This is a genomic window from Alteromonas sp. D210916BOD_24, from assembly GCF_047159385.1.
Taxonomy (GTDB): domain Bacteria; phylum Pseudomonadota; class Gammaproteobacteria; order Enterobacterales; family Alteromonadaceae; genus Alteromonas.
Genome location: NZ_AP038333.1, coordinates 1,609,716 through 1,632,499, shown reverse-complemented (window position 1 = coordinate 1,632,499; position 22,784 = coordinate 1,609,716). Strand labels below are relative to the sequence as shown.

The following is a 22,784-nucleotide window of genomic DNA, read 5'->3' as shown; positions in this document are numbered from 1 at the left end:
TAAGCTTGCTTTATATCACCAGTTATTGGCATTGCTATTTTTGCCGCTTTTCATCCTGGCGTTTATTCAATTTTGCAGCAGCCGTAAACCCCACTACAAAAATACAGAAAATAACGACACCCACGCCTATTACAATATTGACGAGAAAATCCATAATTGATCCTTTTTTCAATTGCGTACTATTGGTACGCCACAGTGCTCTTTTAGGGTTTTATTAATCAGAGTATTTTATGTGACAGCTCAGATAACTTTTGTAATTGCACTTCTGTTAAGTTCGAAAGTAAATCTTTGGCACAAAAATCAAAGGCAACCGCTGATTCACAATAAACCCGCTCTCCTGCTTCGGTCAGTTTAACTAAGCTTACTCGTGCATCTCTTGGGTTTGCCTCTTTTGCTACCAGTTTATTTTTTTCCATCGGTTGTAATAATCGGGTAACCCCAGAAGCGCTGATGCCCACTTGTTCAGCTAAAGCCATGCGTTTAGCGGTTTTATACGGCGACGAATACAAATAATGCATTATCATAAACTCAGAAAAACTGACGCCATGATGGTTTAAAGCCCCTTCAAGGCGTTTAGTCACTTTATTGTTTACTGAAGTAAACAAGGTTAAATACGAAGACTCTGCACTGTCCAACATAAAAATCCTTACGGCATACTTGAGCTGTCAAACATATAGCAAGGTGTTTTATCATTCAAGCTTTTATAACTGTGTAAACAATTAACTTCTAAGCGTAGAGTGTTTAAGAACAAAACTTACTTCAAGCTTTATATAAAAACTGATAGCAGCTGATAAAAAGAACGCTGAAAGGCTAAGCAAAGGGTGTCTATTTCCTTTTAAGAAGATCCCTTACTGAATTATTCTTAACATTGAGCTTGTGCATGGAGATTATGCTCAGACGAATGCCTAGTACGCCCAAGTCCATTAAACATAGGCTCATATAAAAAACGTGCATGCACTAACAACACTGATCCCACCGGATAGCAGGAAAACCTTATCAAATGCTGAAAATGTAACGAGGAAATTCCCTCTTATTCCCAATGGTTGACCTTTAAAAAACTTAACTAACAGAGACCACATTGTCGGCGCTTGCCAGTTTCTGGAAGGAAGCGGCTCTGGGTCGGCAAAAAGGTGGTTCTCTGCCTTTATATGCCTTCGAAATGCAATTTGAAAATACTCACATTCATAACTAATGACGTTAAACGCAACTTGAGATAAAAAACCGCCGAGATAGGAAAGAACAAAAATAACAAGAATGTAAAGAAGTTGATTGGTAGGAGGCATTCTCACTACCACCAGCACAATTGCCCCTAAAATAACCGACAAAAACCAGGTGTAGTGTTTTTCTTCTTCCCACAGCGCACTATGAAAATATTTTCTTAAGTCTGCTGTGATTTTTATCTGCTCTCTTACGTCAGATTTGTCTTTTTTAAATTTAATAGCGCAACACTCCCTGTCATAAAACGCTATTCATGTTAGCTTACTTTTTATGCAAACCACTAGTGTAATTTGAGTAAATTGTTGATACTGAGCAATAGTTTAATTCTAATGAGGCGTATAAACTCTCTGCGAATCACCCCTTCTCTACACACTTAACATACAGCTTTATTTGAGTAAGTTGCGCGGCATAACAGGTTTTCAGTACAGAGATTGCGCGGATATCTTCATCCGTCAGCCTAATCACATCATGTTTCGGAAAATCTCGAATCGTATCGCTACACAAATCCATAGCATTAGTGATTCTTTGCGCTATTTTTCTCTGTTTTCTGGTGTCGGTGTAGATGTTGATCATGACTTTATGACGCAGATTATCAAGCTGTTCATTATAGTCCTGCTTTAAATCTACCGAGTAGCGTGTGAAAAACTCAACAATTGCGTGTTTAATTAAGGTTTCAGAACCTTCAGACGGATAGGCAATAAACGTATTTAGCTTTCTCAAAAAGCCTCCTAATACATCATATTGCTTAGGGCTCTCCCAGAACTCATCACTGTCTAATACATTGTGTATGCGGGGGTTATCTGTTGATTTATAAAGCAGTGCATACACTGTGAGTGGATACGGATCATCGGGGTTGAGGATATGAGACTTACAAGACGGATCCATAGGAAGTTCTTGTGAAACAGAGAGCGTATTTACTCTTTTTACTATTTCTTGCCCCCACTGACTGTAAGACTGGAATTCGCTTGCAAGCTTTTCCACCGTTGTCATACCCGCCTTGAAGAGATTTTCAGCCTCTTCCAGTAATTTGGTCACGCGGGGCATGTGAAATTTTGCAATCTCCAGGTTTTTTACCAGTGAAGATTTGTACCTTTCTAATAAAAAATAAAATACTACCCCTGCAACCGCTAAAAGTACCGCGATAACAAATTTATCCAGTACCAGCTTAAGCAGCTCAAACTCGTTTTTTGAAAGTCCATTTATAAATTGTGATAGCTCGCTCACCGTCTACTCCATTATTAATAACTAAAAAACCATGCTTAAAAAAGCAAACATACACAATAAAATCATAAAGATAGATATAAAAAACAATGAGAACGTATAGGAAGCAAAGAACTTATTATGCGTGATGAAAGCAAAAATTCGCTGAATTAAGTTAACGCTGCCGTCGATTACATTGTTATTAGGTACGAATTTTTATACCTGAGGGTTAAACTTATGATATTAGAGTAAAAAGAGTCATGCTATTGTCTTATAAACAATGCGGTAAAAGTTGTTGTGATGTCTCAGGTTTATGTGAATAGAATTCGGTTTGCCCTAGTGTGTATTAGTGTTGCTGCTACTGTGATGTTAAGCGGATGTCAGTTAACACCTAACTTGCGCTCGGTAGACTCAATTAAACGACTATCAAAGCAAGTAAAACACGCTAACAGTATTGACGATATACCGGCTATTGCCAAACAGGCCGAAACTACCCATAACCACCTTCAAGCTGACCTACGTACAATACAGATACTGTTTGAAGAGTTAACCGAAAACGTGAATAAATATTGGGGTAAAGGCAATCGCGAACTACCCTCGAAAAAGAAATACGTAAAATACGTTAACGATTACCAGGCACGCGCTATTGTTAACTTTGAAGAAGGTTTTGTTCGTGTAGAAACAATCAATACGCAGCAGCCTAAGGCCATGCTAATAAAGGCCATTGAAACCACCCTACTTACCACCGCCGATCCAACCCAGAACGACATATTTTCAAGTTCAGCGCCCGTAACGCAAGGCCTGCCTTTTTTACACCCACAAATAAAAGATCAGGATGGTCGCATAGTGCAATACCGCTGGCGAGCAAACCGATATGCAAACTATCTGGTATCACACCATCTTCAACACGTGAAAAAAAGCGGTAAGTCTATTCATGCTGTTCAGTTCAAACTAGTTGATACCCATACGCATTTGCGCAAACAAAAATACAGTCAATACGTATTAGCGGCGGCTAGACGCTATCAGTTAGATCCTGCACTTATCTATGGCATTATTGAAACAGAAAGTTCGTTTAACCCCTATGCGGTAAGCCGCGCCAATGCATACGGTTTAATGCAGGTAGTACCCGCAACCGCGGGGCGCGATGTGTACAACCTGGTACATAAGAAAAGCGGGCAACCTTCTAAACAAACCTTATTTTCGCCCGCACAAAATATTGATATAGGCAGTGCGTATTTACACCTATTGCAATCACGCTATCTTGCACAAATTCACAACGTAAACAGCAAAGAGTATGCGGTGATCACGGCGTATAACGGCGGTGCAGGCAATGTATTAAAGACATTCGACAGTAACCGTCAAACAGCAGTAAGAAAAATGAACAACTATTCTGCTAATACCGTTTACCACAAACTGCGTTATGAGCACCCAAAACTGGAATCAAGAAGGTACTTAGAAAAAGTGACACTGGCTAAAAAGCGTTATCAGTAGGTATTGTGTGTGAGAAACACCGTTATTTATGTACTAATGGCTGTCATAGAAGTACTTATTCAAGGTTAACTGAGTAGTCCCCCCTATTTGGTTGCCGGTAAGCTTTTTAAACACGCTTATCACCGCGCTTGTTGGGTATTTTGTTGAATGGGCTCTACATGAATTGAAATATCAGAAACCCCATACTTTTGCGCTATAACAGATTCTACATTCGTGGCTATGTTATGTGAATCCGTTGTAGATATCTCTGGGTCAACTGAAATGACAAGGTCAATTGACTTTTCACTACCAATCCAACGTGACCGAACTCTATTTACTTTTATCACACCTTTCACCTCGAGTACGGATTTAGACAATAACTCTGGCGCTAACGCATAATGGTCGACAAGAATGGGCACTGCCCTTCTAAACAAACTAAAAGCCAGATAAAACACCAGAAGTGAAACCCCTAGCGCACAGATCCTATCTAACCATTGATATCCCATGGTGGATAATTGCCACCCGGCTATAACAACTATGGTTGTCATAACATCGGCAAATGTATGGCTTGCATCGGCAAGCAGTATGTCGGATTCTAATTTTTGAGCACATCGCCTCTGCCACGCTGCTAATGCAATGTTTATGGTTAGTACAACCAACATTACACCTAGCCCCAACACTGAATTTTCAATTTCTATATCGTCTTTATTAATTGCGTGTATAGCGAGCTCAAATGAAAGCACTACCAATAACGATGCAAGAAAAAATACGGCTAAGGTTTCGAATTTACGATGCCCATAAGGATGTTCACGATCTGGAGGGGAAGTTGAAATTCTAGTTACCACCCACGCGACTATATTATTTGCAACATCGGTTAAAGAATGAATTGCATCACCAACAACTGCCAGCGACCCCGTAGATAAGCCTACAAACAACTTCGCCAATAACACAACAACGTTAACGGCGCCCTCGATTAATATGACTTTTTGAACGTTTTTGTCTCTTTGAGAATTATTATTCAAAATAAGTTAGCTCGATTTGATCTCTTTTTAAGTTAGTCATACTCACCAAACATTTGAGACAGTTCTGAAGCCGTCGTTTCACCCTTTACATTCTCAGGTTTGCCACCGTCTGCGTACATTTCGGTGTGAATGAAACCAGGACGAACAGCATTGACCCTGATTCCTGTTGATGCCAGCTCTAAAGAAATGTCTTTAGTCAATGAGTCCATTGCCCCTTGGACGCAGCGTAGTCAATTAACGCTGCTTCCATTCCCCCACTATTCATGTGAAACCTTGTTACACCTGATGCAATTTGAACGCTATACCACGCATCCATCGAGTAAATTACTGGATGATTTATATCCTTATTTGACTCGTATAAGCGAGGTGATTTTATAAATAATGGGTAAGCCCTCGATGCTTCTTTTTATTTGTCGTTTCAAATAGCACAATCAGCTATCTTTCGCAAAAGTCCCCAGTATCAACAAGTCACCTGGCACCGCTGCCTCGGAAAAGTTGATGTAGTTGTTAGAAGGAAATAATAGGTTCTTGATCGCAAATAGAGATACGCTGTCAAAACTAACGTTTAGCTGTTCTTCTACCTTAGGCGCTACTTGGCTCTTGACCTGTTGGTTCACCTTGGCTTGTAAATCATCACTACCTGAAGGGCCACCGCCAGCTAAGTGCCCGGTGACTGTGACTCCCTGACTGTTTATGGCTATTTTGATTGCTTGATTACGCCCGCTCCCCGAAACAGAAATGAATGCTGAGGTTTTGACATTAGATGTTGCATCATTACTGAATGACCCTTTGCGTTCAGCTTTGCAATAATCAGAATAACAGGGTTCAGTGGTGGTACTGGTATTAATGGTCATGGATTGCATTTTTGAACCATTGAGGCTCATTGACCCACTTGATGTAGATTTTAATGTCATGCCAGAAAGGTTCCATGTGGCAGTGTCATTCGGAAAGGAGTATTTTATAATAGTTGTGGAGCCACCACCATACGGGGTAATATATGGTATTTTCTGTGTCAAGCCGCTGAGGTCTATACCTGTAGCTGACACAGGTGCATTGGTAAACTCAGCCCATGATGCCTGAGTTGGGTCACTAGCATGCTTACCTACCAGTGTCCAGCCTCGTCTGTTCATTGACTGAGGTAGTACTGCTCCGTAGTAAAGCGCACTACGAATGATTAGTGACGTGTCCTGACTTTGCGGAAGAGGCTCACTGACTCCATTAAGGAAAGTCTGTGTAGGATTAAGCAGTGCACGGTTACTTGTCTGTATGAACATCTGTAGCATCTCGACGTCGGCTTGGGTTTTCAGCGCTTTGAATAGGAACCCGTTAGGCTTGAGTGCGTCTATAACGGGCACATTGCTAATGTCGAGCTGGTTGATTAAGTAATTGACGGGGTTTTCAGAGAAATAAGCTTTAATGGCCTTATTCAATGCTATTCGATCTTCATCATCGATTTCTATGTCTTCGACAGAGAAAGCCCCCTGCTTCATATTCAGCTCGACTTTAAGCACATTGTGGTCAGCACCATCCACTTGCACTTTACCACTGGTCTTGGCTAGTTTTACATAGGCTGTCAACGTCTTACCAGCAATGCTAGTGGGAGGATCACAGCGCTCAGGCTCATCTCCCATTTGGACACATTTAGTCAGTGACCCCTTCTCAATGGGCATGCTTAATTCTACTGTATTGTCGTTGTTAGTAGAAAAACGCAACAGCGGATAGCCATATTCCATATGGAATTTTTTAATCGACCACACACCATCTACAACCGGTGTGCGAGTTTCAGCATCAATGGTGTTTTTGAATGTGGTATTGTTCTTCAGCTCGATATATTGATCGCGCAAAGAATTATTAATTTGTGACAACCCCATATTAAAGACTACATCCCAGCCATTGGTTGTGGTTCCCTGCGCGTTCATTTGTGCAATCAACGCTGTGCTCGAGGGTTGAACAGCCCCGCTTACGGCAAGGTTCATCGCGTTTAAACGCAAGGTTTCTACATCAAATGCGCGTCCTCTGGCGAAAGTATTTGCCGCTACTTGAATTGGCTTGTCAACAATACGGGCTTCCAGAGTGAATTGTAGCCGTACTTTGACCGTGTGCCTTTTGAAGCGGATACCTTTGTTGAGATTAGTTTTGGGGAGATCAACACGCCATGCGCCAAAAGGCGTGATAAGACTGACGCCCTGTGACCATGAATGACCATTGTCGGTAAATTCTGGCTTGTTTGTTTGGGCGTTGTACTGGTAGATTCTCTCACGCCATGGCGTGTGGAAGGTCAAAGGTTGGCGTTCTATATTGCGATCTACGAAGGGTGAATCTTCAAAGGTCAGCCGTACTAAAAACTTACCACTGTCCGTGTCTTTAACACCATCTATTTCAGCGACCACGCTTTTTACCCTTAAATTGACATACTGACTGAACTCTGTCGAGTCTGGGCCGATGGTTATCTCAAAACTATGGCCGCCGCTGATATCCTCATTCATTACCCCATCAATCTGATAGATGATAGGGTTCGTGGTAGAAGACTGATACTGCATAAGCTGGTTTTTGGCTTCTATCGTCGCCTGAGTTTGTGCTATGTGTGCTTGCATAAAGTTGAGCAGGCTATAACTGCTGATCACCGTGGGTTGTTGCAGCCAAGCGTATTGGAGTGCTTGGTCCTGTAACAAGAAGGATTTAATGAAAGTGGTTAGCATTTGACGACGTAAATAGTCTAGGTTTCCAGTGAGACCCACCAGGTCGATAGCTGAGTGGTCTAAGTCTTCAATATTGGCCGGGTGCAGGGTGTCGACAAGCGCATTAAGTCGATCCGCCTGACGCTTATTAATTTCCTTTTGACGCTGGGTGGTATAGATATCTCGCTGAATCTGGTGTAATGAAGAACGTGCACTGGTTAGTGCTTTACCTCGCATAACCAAGATCTTAAAGGCGGCAACCATATGTGCCTTGGCTTCGGTCACCGAGGCATCACTTGGTCCGGTAGACATAACCACGTCAAGTTGGATAGACATCTCATTCCAATCGAGCTGAGAGGTATCACCAAAGTTCATGCCGTCTAGGCCATCAAGGGTAGCTTGAGTGTTTTGCAGTTTTTGCACTGTGCCAGATATAGAAGAATAGAGCTTCATCGAAGTATTAAGCACATTCAGTGTTTTCTGAATACGCTGTGCGGTAAGCCCTAAATTTTTGACGGCACTGATAGAGCTGGCCGGAATTAAAATGGAAGTGCCCAAGCTAAAGGTACTGGTCACCACGTCCAGTCCAAACTTAATTAGCTCTATGGTTTCCCATTGTTCAACTTTTGATTTATAGACTTGTACGGCCTGATCTACTTCAGCCTGCTGCTCAAACAGCAGTTTTTCCAAGTTCGATATTTTTGCTTGTTGACTCTCTGATTCCGCTTTTCGAGCTGCAATAACGACGTCGTATTGTTTTCCAAGGTCGGTTGTGCTGTCAGCATTTGCTTTAATCAATCCAGTGAGTAATTGGCCAGATTGGATAATATTTTGGTTTAGGGTCTTACCAACATCTATAGTCAGTTCTGCTTGTTTACGTTGGTTGACTTGTATGGTGTTTTCGCTAATTTGGCGTTGAATTTCTTGTAAATAGCCCATGATCGCCTCAAGGCTTTCTTTATAGGCAGAAGCTGGCAGGATCGGCACAAAAGCGCCTGCTCGTGAATTAGGTGAATAGCCGCCTAGATCCAAAGAATGTACACGTATAGCCAGTAACTGTTCATCAGTTGTGTCAGCAGGAATAATACGCCCTACCCAACCTAGATAATCGCGCACGAGCTGCTGCGTAGGGTTATCGTGCGAGTTTCCTTCTTGTAGGCCAAGTACTGCTTCAGCAAACGCCAAAGAAAACTCTAGGCTATCTTTGAATGCCTCAAGAGCGTCGGCTGGAGGGGCCATACGAACATCACCAGTGACTCGCACTTTACCCGATGGCACTTGCTCATATCGCAAGCCATCAACCACAACCATATGTTTGGAGCCGGCTGTATTTTGAAAACGAGCTGCACCAAGGAAACTGTCACAGCCAATTACCAGTTCATCAAAGCCCTTGTCAGTGAGGGTAATGACATTTGGGTTACCTTCTGCACGCATGTCGAGAATGTAACCGAAAAGCTGTACGGATTCTCCCGGTACTCGTATTGGTGTGGTGGCTTGGGCAGCTACCACATAGCCGAAGGTGGTAAAGTTCTTCACCTGATTACGGGCGACCAATTGCATTTGCGCTATATCTAGGTGGGTTTTGTAGACATTGATGGTCGGTGAAGCGATAGTAGAGATTAGACCCGGCTGCTCTTCAGTCAACAAGCGATTGAAGTCGGTCTTATTAATATGGCTGAACCCGGCGTTTATGGTGTCCCCAAATACGGTTGAAAGTGCACCTTTCAACACTCGTCGCCATGCCGCAGTACGTTTGTATTCGGTAAAGGTGGTCATAGGGCCAAGTGTTACCATCACGGGGGCTTGGTCAGTATAATTGCTGTTAAGTTTGTTCAGTGAAACGTGACTATTTTCGGCAAAGACTTGGAATAACGAGTCATGTTTAGACCAGAAATTTTCCATCCATTCCCCAGATTGAAGGCTGTTCTGGAAGGTGCTTGAATGACTTAGACACAATAATTTACCGTATTCGCTCACGTAACCGAAGTGCCCCGTTGAGGCGTCTGTAGTGAAATATTGAAAGTCGACCGCCTTAGACCCGCTGAGTTCATTGTCGGGCTGTGTGTACGCTATTTTTATACGCTCAAAGCGATCGGCTTCGTAGGCAAAGACTTGTATTAGCTGGTCGCCCACCGTTACAGAGGACACAAAGTGCGTGCCCCATTCGGCAAAGGTGTCTAAGTAGGCGTTGGCATCCTTTTCTTTGAGTTGCGTGACCTCATCCTGCTCGCCAAAAACGGGAAAATGACGTAACCGCGCGAGGTTTCGCATAAAGTTTGAATTGATACCTATGGACGGGTCTGGGTTTAGCGCATTTACCGTCATCAATATACCCGTTTCCGTTGTTGTGTGGTGCACCTTGGCATCTTTTCGTTCCAGTTTGACCAATGCATAACGTAAATTCGGGTTATCGAGTGAGACTCCCAGCGTCTCTGATAGTGCTTTACGTGCCGTATCTCCTGCTGGGGAAAACAACATCAGCGCTCCCGCAGGTAATGACGGTGGGGAATCATCAATAGCGGGATGTTCAACTTTATAGCCAAGTAACTCAGTCACTAGGCTCATTGGCGTATCGTGAAGCGAAACAATCGGGTAACTCCAATCTCCCCGTTCAGTAACCACAGGTAACGACTTCGGCTGCATAGGAGCCTCGTTAGATGGGTAAAGAATATTCAGATTACCTGTCGAAGGGTTCCAGTCGGATTTGTACCCCTTGGTAAGATCCGTGGACAGTCCAAGCTTAATGGTGTTAATTATTGACATGCTTCAACTTCCTTTTGATAAAAAAATGATTCTCGTTACTTTTTCTCTTGTGCCTAGACACAATGACTCCCTGTAAAAGTAGTCGTCTCCACATTTTCGTGAATTAAGTTTTTTGCTTTAGGCACCACCGGTGTGGTTAAAAATAAAACAACTCGATAGTGAGTATCAATATAAAAAGCATATTTTTTAACCTAGTGGATACGTTGGCTTAAACAAGACAGGCATAATTTGAAAACTCCCAAACTGTTCCTTTGTATCAAGGCTTAAACAAGACAGGCATAATTTGAAAACTCCCAAACTGTTCCTTTGTACACTTTCTTTAATCTAAGTAACCATTCAAACTGGTCAAAGAATTAATCTGAGTCAGACAGCCCCAATGCCTAAAGCCCGAAGGTCACAAATCAGTTTATCGGATACGCCCTATTATCACTGTGTTTCCCGCTGTGTTCGTCGAGCGTTTTTGTGTGGCGAGGAAAACGGAAGAAGCTTTGAACACCGTCGCCAATGGGTAGAAGACCGAATTCATCTTTTGAGTGAGGTGTTTGCCATTGATGTATGTGCTTATGCCGTTATGAGTAATCATACGCATCTGGTGTTACACGTAAATAAAGAGAAATCTGACGCATTGAGTACAGAAAACGTGATTCAGCGTTGGCATAGGATTTATAAAGGCACCTTACTCTCTCAACGCTACTTATCACCAGATTTACGCAAAGATTTACTTGAAAGCCAGACTAAAACGGTGGAGTTAACGGCCGAAGTATGGCGTAAAAGGCTATTTGATATCAGCTGGTTTATGCGTGCTCTCAATGAATATATTGCTAGGGCCGCAAATAAAGAGGATGACTGCACTGGGCATTTTTGGGAAGGACGGTTTAAATCTCAAGCGCTATTAGATGAATCAGCCCTTGCCGCTTGCATGGCGTATGTTGATTTAAATCCAGTACGAGCAAAGATGGCCAAAACACCTGAAGCATCGAACCATACCAGCATTCAATACCGTATTAACGCAGCTAAAGTAGGTAACACACCCAAAAGACTTATGCCTTTTGCGGGTAATCCAAGGCAAGAGATGCCACACGGTTTACCTCTTACTCTTCCAGACTACTTACAGCTTTTAGATATAACAAGCCGATATATTCATCCAAACAAGCGAGGCAAGGTTGAACATAGCCTGCCTACTATTTTAGAACGTCTCAATATTGAAAACGAACAATGGCTAACTTTAACCACTCAGTTTGAAACCTGTTTTAAGCACGCTGCTGGCAAAGTGATTCACCTTGAGCAATACGCGCACAATCATCAGCTCCAACGGGTTCATGGCCGACAAAGTGCAGTTCGATTACTGGGATAACATAGTAGCTAAATAGCGAATTTCGCAAAAATACTGATAGTCACTTAATGCTGGTGAAGGAATAAACACACCTAACCTCCTACTACACCCACGCGCGCTTCTGCTTTTTTTCCTCCCATCAACTGAAAAGAAACGTTTACCTACACAATTGGCAACGAATGTAGTCTTCGTAAAGACGCTTTAATATTCTGAATATGTGGGTCTTATTTTGAGAGTAAAATAGAGAGCATGGCAGGCACAAAATATATATAAATCTGTACACAAAGATGCCTGTCTTGTTTAGTCAATCAGCGCATGAGTAAAAAGGGTAAACACTACAACTTGATCATTACCGCGATTGCTAGGGAAATGGCTGCATACATTTGGGCTATCGCAAAAGAAGTGGTACTTACACCGGTTAATCCAAAACTAAGATTGAGCCGAGTACCTGCATGATAAACGAGTTTGAGCTAACGCATTCGGGTCAGGCCGCGGAATGTGGCACAACCTACGAGGGCGTTATGATGGCAGTCACTTAACCGTGATTGAACCACGAGCATAGACTGATGAGAAGGTGACCACGGCGGAGTGAGTAAGGTAGGCGCTGTTCATTATAGTTAATGAATAATCCACGAATACCAGCATGATAACCGACGACATTACTGCCTCATCCGGTGCGTTAGCTCATTTATTTTGAGTGATAAAGACAACTAATTATGGGCTGGAAGAGTGTCAGGGAAGTGCTCGTTCAGGGTTGACAAAGGGAGTCATACCAACGCTCGCATTTGCGGCTGATTTGGAGCGCATCGGAAAAGCAGTCCGGCAACATGCGCTTGTTAAGTACTGACTTCATCGTGCTCTAACTCTGATAAAATTCTTGCTTCGTCCGCTTCCATCTCCGCGGTTACATTCGCATGAACTATTTTTAGACCTTCAGAAAGCTTCGCTGTTAGTTTGATTTTCCTTTGCTGCGACACACGCTGCTTGAATTCTTGTTGTAGCCAGTCATTTAGATATGACTCATCTTTATAAGTCACTCCATAGTCTGAATCTCTAGTAACGATCACGATATCCTTACCGCTATCGATAGAGCACTGAACAATCCATTCCCAGTTAATAGCGTCACCATAGCTCGTGTCATTTTTCTTTCTAGGAGGATACCCCAAGAAAAATCGCTTTCTAGCTAGGCGGCGAATGGCAAAACGACGCTTAGAATCACGGTTTAAATTGAAGTTTGACGAATGCTTGAATACTCGTTGTAGGACTCTATATACATCATCGTTGGCTCCTGGGTTTTTCAGTATTTTCTGAATCTTCTCAGTAACCTTTTTTTGTTGAGTACCAATTTCTTTTTGGTGTTTTTTAATCATTTTCGAGGCCTGAAGCTCGGAAATAAGTGCTGGAGGAGACAGCTTATTCCAATCCGGAGATCCAAATTTGCCCAGCGTTTCAAGGATTACAACCTGACGATTCTTCTTGTACTCCATTTCTAATTGGGAGCCGAGTATCAATCGATCTTTGAAGTGCTCTATTTGCTCCAAAAATTTTGTACTCACATCTGACTTTCTATCTCTGTAAAAATCCAAAAATATATTCGTATCAATGAATAAGAGTGCGTCCATTTCTCTATTGGCCAATGGTGAATTCTCCTAAGTACTTAACAGCTTACTCGTCCCCAAAACGGTGATTATTCCCATACCACTTTGGGAAACTTGTCCATGTAATTTTTCTTAAACTAAAGTATAAACAATATTGAAAGAATGCAATAAAAATGGTCAAGATTTAATCAAGCATTATAAACGCCAAACCGCCATACAGATGAATTTGGTGTATTTCACCCACCCTCAATCACCTAAAACAAAAAAAGCCAGCTTTTGCTGGCTCTTAAATCAAATAACATCAAAACTACTTTTTCTGTCTTGCTGCTAGCTTCTCTAGCTGCTCGTCAGTGGCGGGTAGCTGGTGCTTTTCCTTCCACTCTGAGTAGGGCATTTTATATACCACTTCCCGTGCAGCTTCATAGTCAACATCAACGCCCTGCTCGCTTGCTGCGGCTGAATACCACTTTGCTAAGTACACATAGATGCCTGTCTTGTTTAGTCATTACTCTTCTATAGCCTCTAAATTTTTAACGCCAAAAGGTATATGCACAGAAGGAGCTACTGTACTTGTTGAAGTCAAATGGCCTGTCTGATCATCGAAAAATATATGAGGTTTAAGTACCCCTAAAACCAAACTTTTATCAACACCGCCCAAAAAGAATGCATCATTCGTCATTACACCCCATTCTTTTAATGTATTTAATGCTCTTTCGTGTGACGGTGCATTCCTTGCTGTAACTATAGAAACTCTTAACCTATTACGGTAATCTGGCTGCGACTTTTTCTTACTCTCTTCGATTTTTTGGATAGCTGAAACTTTCACTAAAAATTCTTTTAACGGCCCAGGATTGTGAGGCTGTAGCACATTTTTTGTTTCGTGATCATGGAAGTGGGTAAGATCATTATTATGCATTACAGACTCAGATTCGTCATCAGCGAGAACACCATCAAAGTCAAAAGCTATCCTTAAATCGTCATCGTCTTCATCAATCATTGTTGATTTCATTACATGACCGGCTGGATAGCCTAGCTGGATCGCTTCTTTAACGTCGGGAGAGTTAGCAGATAAAAATAAAGAGATACTTAAAGCTTCAATATACTCGTATGGTGACTTACCTTGCATAAAAATCGCTCGAGAAATAGGTAAGCTGTGGTGCTTAATTGACTTCATAACACGAAGGCCAGTATCGGGGTCGTTTCTAGATAGTAAGACAACTTCTACTAATGGATCTGTTTCAGGATCTTTACTTAAATCATTCAGAGATAACAATCGTTTTATAAAAGAAAACGCTACGCCTTTATCTAAAGGTAAATCGATATTTTCAGATTGGTATTTTCGATATTCTTCTTCACCCTTAGTTCTAAAGACCTTATCAGATTCTGTTAAATCGAACATTGCACTTGAAGCAACCCCAACAACTAACCTATTTCGTAATTCATACGGCATATTAATTTTCCTAAATAGAGAGCAAGACAGGCACAAAATATATAAAACTGTACATAAAGATACCTGTCTTGTTTAGTCTTGCTAAATAGCGAATCTCGCAAAAAACTAATTCAAGAAGTCAGCCTCTTCATTTTTAATCTTTTTATACTTAGAAATGTCTGCGTCGTCTAACCAACTATCTATCTCGTCATCAGTGACTGACTTATTTGCTCTCAACGCTTTAATTACAGTGCCTACTTCAAAGCTATTTTTTATTTGGTCATTGTTTCCGGATGCTTCAATAATGCTCTTTACTTGTTCACGAGTATAATCACGAGCATGTATTGCTACAGTAGGCGCAAAGCTATTAGCTTGATCAAAAGACGTAGATTGTTCATATAGTTCAACTATCTTATTGCCGATTTGAGTAGGTAGATCAAAAAACAGTGTTTCACTGATCTCCTTCCTTGTGGCTTTAGAGATCCTTTTTTCTGCTGAACCAACTAAATCATCAATTGAAAGGATAATGTCAATGTCATCAAAGTTTTCAGTCGGTAGACTTTCGACAAAAGCTTCTATTTTTTGCTTAACGTCTTGGTCAAAATAAGGCCAGATGTCATTTACTCTACTAATTAGTGGGATTACATTTTTTAAATCATCTGCCTCTATATTCCTAACTATACTTGATAGCTTATCTCTCAGAGTTTCATCAAATTCTTCTGCGTGAATAACTTTTATTGCATTGAGTGCCGTGGCTGTTCTTGTTATCTCTTTGTAGTCGTTAGATTTGCTAAGTATTTTTTTAATGAGCACAATTGTGAAGTTTCTAATTAGGCTCTTCCTGGCTTTTTTCAATGGGCTGTTGTCAAAGGCTACAATGGCTTTATCAATATCTGTTGGAAAATATTCTGAGTTAACTTCTGAAGTTAATGAGTCAAGCGCATATTTCCCTTGGGCAGGAGGATTCTGAAGTAAATGTTCTACTGCAGATCTTATATGCATTCTGGCTAATTCTGCTGATGGATTAAATATTTCTCCATCAGCAGTCATTGACGGGTGAGCGCATCTATTTCTGTCTTCTTGTAGTCGATTCAAATCTATAAATTCTACAGGAGATATTAATTCCAATTTATCTCGGCAAATAGCTAATATATCTCTTTCGAATCTCAAAGAGTTCGTTATATCTCCATTCCTCACTGCTTTTTCAAAAGCTTCGACTTGTATTTCGGCTTCCTTGTCACCGGCTAACGATAACTCCTTCAATTTATCGATAATATCAAAGGATGCTGCTATCCAAGTCGATACAATCGAAGAGCGAAATGCTCCCGACTTATAACACGCTACAGCTTCTTTTATGTAATTCTTGGCTTTTTCGTCTCTACATTTGAGGACTAGCTCGTCAAGATCTGATAACGGTGATGCCACTTAATCCTCCTTGGTGACTAACGCCCAATTCAGCAGGCATATTGAGCGCAGCGAAATTTGATCCGCTGCAGTTGCTTGTTAGCTCTCGCCATTCGACTGGGCTCGATTTTGCTTGCTCCAAATAGCAAGGATGGGTTGAATAGCGTTCATCTTTGTTGCATCCATGATCACCTGATCCCCAAAAGATATTACTTCACCATCTCGGTAAAATGGGGCTGAAAAACAGTAGTTATCACCTTCATTCGTCGCGCCAATAAGCATGAGAATTTCCTGTCGCGATGGCGCTTCAGCGGCACCTCGATATGGATTCATTGGATCAAATTCGGCACTCCAAGCTTCAGAAACCATGATGAACGAATTGGCTCCTATTCGCTCTATTGTTGATGCTAAATTTCGCATGGTCATGTATTTATCAGCTTTATCTTCGTTTCTAATTTCGATCATTTTCGCAAGTGTCTTTCCAACGAAAATCATCGCCAAATGAATATGGTAGCCGTCTTTTTGGAGAACACATTTGGCTTGCTCGAAGAAAAACTCACACTGTTCTTTAAAAGACTTTGAAGCTATGCTGCCAGCCTCACCCTTTTCGCGAAACAAAGGCGTGTCACCATATTTTTCTTCGATCGATGCGCGATCGGTCTCATCCAAAGAAACGCTTTCTGAGCCAATTACAGCAGGCACTAACGTTTTACCACATACCTTCATCAAGATAGACCGCATTTCTAGCTGTTCATGCATGCATGGGGGTAATTTAGGCGTACTAGAACCACGATCTTTTGATGCATCAGAATTTGGTGCATCGTATAAAAGCTCAGCTACTGCTGACCAGCATTCACTAAGCAATTCCCCCAACTCATGACTAGGGTAGTTTTTGTCTATCCATCGGCGCTGAAGTTTTACATAAGAGTTTTCGAAAACTTCTACTGGAAGGCCAAGAGAAACAGTCTTGGTGTATATCTCCGTGTTTGTTAGGTTCGGGTTGTAATCTTCTTCGAATATCTTAACTTCACCGGCTATATAGGAGCCTATAACTTCTATTCGTAGCTTACTAAGCAGCTCCAGATCCCCTCTCTTCACAATGTAATTACGTGCTTCTACAAGCCATCGCAGTGAGGGGTTCCCGCGCATCTTTTCCTGCCATGGTCCATACCATGAGTCAAACCCTGGAATTTCTCGCTTATTCGCCTGCAGTAAAAACGTGATGTTTCTAAGTTCTTGAATGCAGGAGTTTATAGCTATTCGAAAGTCATTAGGTTCGAAGTAGCTATTAACCGCTTTGTGCCAGTGCGACTTCGCATCAAACAGTCTACGAAATGCGGGCTTTAATGATACATCCATACTTTATCAACCTGACAAAAGAGCTAACGCCGCCAACACAGGCCGAGCGGCAGCGACGTCCTGCCCACGTCTTTTTGCGGGCGATTGTGCTTGGCTTTGTTAGGCATGCTTGTATTTTTCACTCAGCTTTAGGGCTTTTTCTATTCTCTCTGCTATTTTCGAATATCGCCCTCCAACACCTCTATCAAAGTGCTTTGAGAACCCCATACAAAATCTTGCCTCTAGCTCATACTCCTTAATTTTTCTGAGTATTACGGCAATTCTCCATGCGTAATAAGGAGGTGGAATTTCCCCTGTTTTAAAATAGTGATGTACACCCTCACTTACAATTCGAACTTGTTCGAGCAGGTTATTATCAATTTCATTAAGCTGGTCCTTGAATTCATCTTCATTTTTGGTTGATGAGACCATACCAGGAGCACCTGTAGCCTCTCCGTATGTTTCTCCACTATTAAGCATTTTTTCGAAGATTTTTTCCCTAAATGATCTCCCCATATCCCGTTCCACTTCGCTCGATATGGTTGGTTGATCCTCTAATAGGAGTATCAGATTTTTAAGGTCTTCCAAGTCAATATCCATATCCTCGCCTTAAATTTGCCTAACAGCTTACTCGTCCCCAAACTGTCATGCTTTTTCACACCGCTATGGGAAACTTGTCCCTGTAACTTTTCTTAAACTAAAGTATAAACAATATTGAAATAAAGCAATAAACAAATGGTTGTTTTTCATTCGACCATTAAACACACCAAGTCGGAGTACAGGTACTTTTGGTGTATTTCACCCACCCCCGATCACCCTAAACAAAAAAGCCAGCTTTCGCTGGCTCTTAAATCAAATCACATCAAAACTACTTTTTCTGTCTTGCTGCTAGCTTCTCTAGCTGCTCATCTGTAGCAGGTAGTTGGTGCTTATCCTTCCACTCCGAGTAGGGCATTTTGTACACCACTTCGCGCGCGGCTTCGTAATCGATATCAACGCCCTGCTCGCTTGCTGCCGCCGAATACCACTTTGCTAAGCAGTTACGGCAAAAATCAGCCAAAATCATCAGGTCAATGTTCTGCACGTCTTTATTGGCATCTAAATGTTCTATTAGGCGTCGAAATACCGCTGCTTCTACTTCTGTTTGGGTTTGCTTATCCATGAATTCTCCTTACCTCTGTTAAGTACTGTGTCGCTATGCCTGAATTGGTCAATGCGTTTATATGGCGCATGCCCTTCTCTTTTCAGACCCATAACGAAAAAAGGGAGCCAAGCTCCCTTTTTACTTAAATAATGCGAATTGGGTTTTACAACCTAATTGCTATTACTCTGCGTCGTCAGACTTAGGCGCAGGCTTTTCTAGAAGCTCTTTAATGCTTAGACGTACGCGGTTTTGACGGTCAATTTCCATCACCTTCACGTCAACCATTTGGCCTTCTTCCAGGTAGTCAGTTACTTTGTTCACGCGCTCGTGCGCGATTTGTGAAATGTGAACAAGGCCTTCTTTACCAGGCAGTACTTCTACAAACGCACCGAAGTCGACAATACGGGTAATCTTACCGTGGTAAGTCTTACCCACTTCAATTTCAGCGGTAACTTGCTCAATCTTGTTAATTGCGATGTCAGCTTTTGCACGCTCAGTCGCGAAGATCTTGATTGTACCGTCGTCTTCAATCTCAATGTTGGTGTCAGACTCTTCAGTAATTTGACGGATCATTGCGCCGCCTTTACCAATAACGTCACGGATCTTATCTTGGTCAATCTTCATGGTGTAGATGCGAGGAGCAAATTCACTTAGCTCTTCACGGTGTCCACCCATGGCTTCGTCCATTACGTTAAGAATGTGCAAACGTGCTTCTTTTGCTTGTTTAAGCGCAATTTGCATGATTTCTTTGGTAATACCTTCAATCTTAATGTCCATTTGAAGTGCAGTAATACCTTGGGTAGTACCCGCTACTTTAAAGTCCATATCACCAAGGTGATCTTCGTCACCCAGAATATCTGAAAGTACAACAAAGTTGTCGTCGCTCTTAACTAGGCCCATTGCAATACCTGCAACCGACGCTTTAATGGGTACACCTGCATCCATAAGTGCTAGTGACGTACCACATACCGACGCCATTGACGATGAACCGTTAGATTCTGTGATTTCAGAAACCACACGTACTACGTACGGGAATTCTTCTTCACTTGGCATTACTGCTTGAATACCACGCTTGGCTAGACGACCGTGACCAATTTCACGACGCTTAGGCGAACCAATCATACCGGTTTCACCAACACAGTATGGAGGGAAGTTGTAGTGAAGCATGAAACGGCTGTCGCGCTTACCTTGAAGCTCGTCAATCATCTGTGCGTCACGCTCTGTACCCAAGGTAGCAGCTACAAGTGCCTGTGTTTCACCACGGGTAAATAGTGCAGAACCGTGCGTACGTGGAAGAATGCCAGTAGCTACGTCTAGTGCACGGATCATCGCAGGGTCACGACCGTCAATACGCGGCGCACCAGAAAGGATGCGTGAACGTACAACGTCAGACTCTAGTTCGTGAAGTAGGTCTAGCACTTCTTTCTGATCTTGCGCTTCGTCTTCAGCAATAATGGCTGCAAGTGCTTTTTCAGTGGCTGCTACTACCGCGTCTTTACGCGCTAGTTTGTCAGAAATCTGATAAGCCGCTGTCATTTCAGCTTCAGCCAATGCTTTTACTTTGTCTTTAAGCGCTGTGTTTTCAGCTTCTGGCGTCCAGTCCCACTTCTCAGTGCCCACTTGCGCCGCAAATTCGTTAACCGCGTTAACTACCGTTTGCATTTGCTCGTGACCGAACATAACCGCACCTAGCATGGTGTCTTCAGAAAGCACGTTCGCTTCTGATTCAACCATAAGTACTGCGCCTTGTGTACCCGCAACAACAAGATCTAGCTCGCTTTCAGCTTGCTCTTCTGCGCGTGTATTTAGAATGTATTCACCGTTGCTATAACCAACACGTGCCGCACCAATTGGGCCGTTGAAAGGAATACCAGAAATAGCAAGGGCTGCAGAAGTACCAATCATAGAGATGATGTCGGTAGGAATATCTGGGTTAGCAGACATTACGGTAACAACAACTTGTACTTCGTTTTTGAAGCCTTCTGGGAAAAGTGGGCGGATTGGACGGTCAATAAGACGCGCAATCAGTGTTTCACCCTCAGATGGACGACCTTCACGCTTGAAGAAACCACCTGGGATTTTACCCGCAGCGTACGCTTTTTCTTGGTAGTTAACAGTAAGTGGGAAGAAGTCTTGATCTGCTTTGGCTTCTTTTTTACCAACTACTGTTACCAGTACAGACGTGTCGTCCATGCTTGCAAGAACCGCAGCGGTTGCCTGACGGGCGATCACACCCGTTTCTAGAGTTACAGTATGCTGTCCATACTGAAATGATTTAGTAATAGGAGTCACTATTTGTCCTTTAATTTCAATCTTCATTTTATCGCTTTTAAACGCGGCGCATAGTATAGCCATGAACTCGGTTTAATACCATGACCAAATGCAGCTCCACGTCGAATTTGTCATACACCATGACATAAAACAGTTACTTCTTATACACCCACGACTATATGAAATATCTGTGAAATTTCAATTATTGACTATATTTTCATCATATTGACATAAAACCGCGTATGCTAGGGTTTCGACGTTCTCACAATAACAATATAGAAAACAACGCGGCTTTCTCACATGGAAAAGTATACGCGTGTGTGTGCTAAGGGGAATATTATGCTGGTACTTCGTTTAAATAAAGCCGGTCTTCCACAGGAATGGATAGATGTCGAACAAGCCGCCAAACTGTATAGTCAGGACAAAGTGTTATTTGAGCTAGGCAGTGATGCCATTACGTTGAAAGGCGGGTGGAATCATCAGGGCCTGCAAAGTAAGTTAACGCTATCCAGCATTATTGCCTGCGACGGCAAAATTGCCGATGTATCGGGCAAAGTAGCGCTGACCAATCGTTATTTATTCCGCCGCGACAATTACTTGTGCCTGTACTGTGGTCAAACGTTTACGCCAAAGCAACTTACACGTGACCACATTATTCCCCGCTCGCGCGGAGGCAAAGACACCTGGACCAATGTGGCCACGGCCTGCCAGCGATGTAATCACGCCAAAGGCGCGAAAACCCCGGAAGAAGCTAATATGCCTTTGCTGGCTGTGCCATTTCGCCCGAATGTGTACGAGCGCTTTTATTTAATGAACCGGCGCATATTGGCTGACCAAATGGCCTTTTTACAGGGGCATTTCACCAGCAACCGCGAATGGCATTGCAGTACACTATAAAAAAGCGTTACAGCACGCCACTTGACGTGCTTTGACTTTCATTTGCAATTTTAGGCGCGTTTTGATGCGTACTTTGTTCGGTGTGATGGGCATGCAGTTGCTTTTGCTCTTCTTTTTGCGCCCTAAACCACAGGCTTAACCAATCTGAACACATTTTGTGCTCTAGTTCATGGGCTTCTGCCGTTGGGCAAAAAACACTCACCTTCACTACAATTTTAGCTATTTCGTTTGTTTTAATTTCTACAGTGGGATCGATTCGAATGAATTCTTGTTCCAGATGACGTTCGATAAGCCCTTTGTAGCGTTCTGCCACGTCACGAAAATACTCGCAGTGCGCTTGTGCCCGTGCGTGAAAGGCTGGTAGTAAACTGTACGCGTTAACCGACGGTTCATTAACAATTTCAAATGAATGCAAACGATAACGGCGCATAAAATTAAGGTTGCGTACGGTTTGGGTAACTAACTGACTGTTGGGCACGTACACGTGTTTACCTGTGTAATTAAAACTTTCAGGGTCAACTTCTAATAGCGCGGTTTTTGCCCAATCCATTTGAACCACTTCGCCAATGATGTTATTCATCTGTACCCAGTCGCCTACCCTAAACGGCCTTGCGCTCAGGTAATAAATAAACCCCATAAAGCACTGAATAAACTCGCGGGTCGCTAACACAATAGCCACCATAAACGCGGCAATTGAGATGGCCAGTGTTTGAATTTCTGACGACCACAGCAACATCAACACAATAATGATAAAGGCATTGCCCAGCTGCGCCAGTATATTGATTTGATTACGACGATCTTCACCGCGGTGGGAACTTCTGCGTTTTATTAAGCGCAATATTCCCTTTTTGATGTAGTGGAAAACAACTAAAAGTACTAGCGATGTAAGCAGCTTATAGTCATCAGCAAATGATATAACCTGATTCCATAACTGCGCGGGGTCTATCACAATTTCCATCAAATCTCCGTAAATGTGCTCTGAGGATAAGCATTTGAATGAGCGAAAAAAAGCGCTGACG

The 22,784-nt window shown here is 42.4% G+C and carries 16 protein-coding genes and 2 pseudogenes; 4 read left to right on the top strand and 14 right to left on the bottom strand.

Translation table 11 applies throughout. The features are described 5' to 3' along the window. Positions 1–218 precede the first annotated feature (218 nt). Positions 219–638, bottom strand: coding sequence for a MarR family winged helix-turn-helix transcriptional regulator (locus ACMCM8_RS07100; RefSeq protein WP_412726852.1), 420 nt, complete (start codon positions 636–638; stop codon positions 219–221). Between the two features lie 934 nt (positions 639–1,572). Further along, positions 1,573–2,442 carry a hypothetical protein gene (locus ACMCM8_RS07095; RefSeq protein WP_412726850.1) on the bottom strand — a complete coding sequence of 290 codons (870 nt, stop codon included), beginning with the start codon at positions 2,440–2,442 and terminating at the stop codon, positions 1,573–1,575. 276 nt (positions 2,443–2,718) lie between these two features. On the opposite strand from ACMCM8_RS07095, the gene ACMCM8_RS07090 reads away from it, so the two are divergent. Continuing rightward, positions 2,719–3,909 carry a murein transglycosylase domain-containing protein gene (locus ACMCM8_RS07090; RefSeq protein ID WP_412726848.1) on the top strand — a complete coding sequence of 397 codons (1,191 nt, stop codon included), beginning with the start codon at positions 2,719–2,721 and terminating at the stop codon, positions 3,907–3,909. A 119-nt stretch (positions 3,910–4,028) separates the two neighbouring features. On the opposite strand, the gene ACMCM8_RS07085 is transcribed toward ACMCM8_RS07090, so the two are convergent. The 3 genes from ACMCM8_RS07085 to ACMCM8_RS07075 all read right to left on the bottom strand — a co-directional run bounded on the left by ACMCM8_RS07085 (position 4,029) and on the right by ACMCM8_RS07075 (position 10,351). After that, the gene (locus ACMCM8_RS07085) at positions 4,029–4,910 is read right to left on the bottom strand and encodes a cation diffusion facilitator family transporter (RefSeq protein ID WP_412726846.1); all 882 of its coding nucleotides are present in this window, start codon (positions 4,908–4,910) and stop codon (positions 4,029–4,031) included. Between the two features lie 32 nt (positions 4,911–4,942). Next, on the bottom strand, positions 4,943–5,119 hold the full coding sequence (locus ACMCM8_RS07080; RefSeq protein WP_412726844.1) for an SDR family oxidoreductase: 177 nt from the start codon (positions 5,117–5,119) through the stop codon (positions 4,943–4,945). 222 nt (positions 5,120–5,341) lie between these two features. Then, entirely contained in the window at positions 5,342–10,351 is a 5,010-nt protein-coding gene (locus ACMCM8_RS07075; RefSeq protein WP_412726842.1) for a hypothetical protein, read from the bottom strand. 376 nt (positions 10,352–10,727) lie between these two features. Here ACMCM8_RS07075 and ACMCM8_RS07070 point away from each other — a divergent pair, with 376 nt between their 5' ends. Together ACMCM8_RS07070 and ACMCM8_RS07065 are read left to right on the top strand one after the other, a co-directional pair. Then, positions 10,728–11,705, top strand: coding sequence for a transposase (locus tag ACMCM8_RS07070; RefSeq protein ID WP_412726840.1), 978 nt, complete (start codon positions 10,728–10,730; stop codon positions 11,703–11,705). A gap of 297 nt (positions 11,706–12,002) precedes the next feature. Next, positions 12,003–12,140, top strand: a pseudogene (locus ACMCM8_RS07065) (IS110 family transposase); the annotation flags it as partial. A 380-nt stretch (positions 12,141–12,520) separates the two neighbouring features. Here the strand turns inward: ACMCM8_RS07065 and ACMCM8_RS07060 are convergent. The 8 genes and pseudogenes from ACMCM8_RS07060 to pnp all read right to left on the bottom strand — a co-directional run bounded on the left by ACMCM8_RS07060 (position 12,521) and on the right by pnp (position 20,889). Then, positions 12,521–13,321, bottom strand: a complete 801-nt coding sequence (locus tag ACMCM8_RS07060) for a PIN domain-containing protein (protein ID WP_412726838.1) — start codon at positions 13,319–13,321, stop codon at positions 12,521–12,523. Between the two features lie 268 nt (positions 13,322–13,589). Next, a pseudogene (locus ACMCM8_RS07055) lies at positions 13,590–13,757 on the bottom strand (DUF1244 domain-containing protein); the annotation flags it as partial. A gap of 30 nt (positions 13,758–13,787) precedes the next feature. Continuing rightward, positions 13,788–14,732 (bottom strand): 5'-nucleotidase, encoded by a 945-nt coding sequence (locus tag ACMCM8_RS07050; protein WP_412726836.1) that lies wholly within the window; start codon positions 14,730–14,732, stop codon positions 13,788–13,790. 105 nt (positions 14,733–14,837) lie between these two features. Continuing rightward, positions 14,838–16,136, bottom strand: a complete 1,299-nt coding sequence (locus ACMCM8_RS07045; protein ID WP_412726834.1) for a hypothetical protein — start codon at positions 16,134–16,136, stop codon at positions 14,838–14,840. A 78-nt stretch (positions 16,137–16,214) separates the two neighbouring features. After that, entirely contained in the window at positions 16,215–17,474 is a 1,260-nt protein-coding gene (locus ACMCM8_RS07040; protein WP_412726832.1) for a hypothetical protein, read from the bottom strand. A gap of 99 nt (positions 17,475–17,573) precedes the next feature. After that, entirely contained in the window at positions 17,574–18,053 is a 480-nt protein-coding gene (locus tag ACMCM8_RS07035) for a hypothetical protein (protein ID WP_412726830.1), read from the bottom strand. Between the two features lie 268 nt (positions 18,054–18,321). Beyond that, positions 18,322–18,615: a DUF1244 domain-containing protein gene (locus ACMCM8_RS07030; protein WP_412726828.1), complete on the bottom strand. Its 294-nt coding sequence runs from the start codon at positions 18,613–18,615 to the stop codon at positions 18,322–18,324. Between the two features lie 162 nt (positions 18,616–18,777). Beyond that, the gene (gene pnp / locus ACMCM8_RS07025; RefSeq protein WP_412727644.1) at positions 18,778–20,889 is read right to left on the bottom strand and encodes a polyribonucleotide nucleotidyltransferase; all 2,112 of its coding nucleotides are present in this window, start codon (positions 20,887–20,889) and stop codon (positions 18,778–18,780) included. 318 nt (positions 20,890–21,207) lie between these two features. Here pnp and ACMCM8_RS07020 point away from each other — a divergent pair, with 318 nt between their 5' ends. After that, complete coding sequence (locus tag ACMCM8_RS07020; RefSeq protein ID WP_412726826.1) at positions 21,208–21,765, top strand: HNH endonuclease; 558 nt, start codon at positions 21,208–21,210, stop codon at positions 21,763–21,765. Positions 21,766–21,772: 7 nt separating this feature from the next. On the opposite strand, the gene ACMCM8_RS07015 is transcribed toward ACMCM8_RS07020, so the two are convergent. Beyond that, positions 21,773–22,723 carry a mechanosensitive ion channel family protein gene (locus ACMCM8_RS07015; protein ID WP_412726824.1) on the bottom strand — a complete coding sequence of 317 codons (951 nt, stop codon included), beginning with the start codon at positions 22,721–22,723 and terminating at the stop codon, positions 21,773–21,775. Between the last annotated feature and the right edge of the window lie 61 nt (positions 22,724–22,784).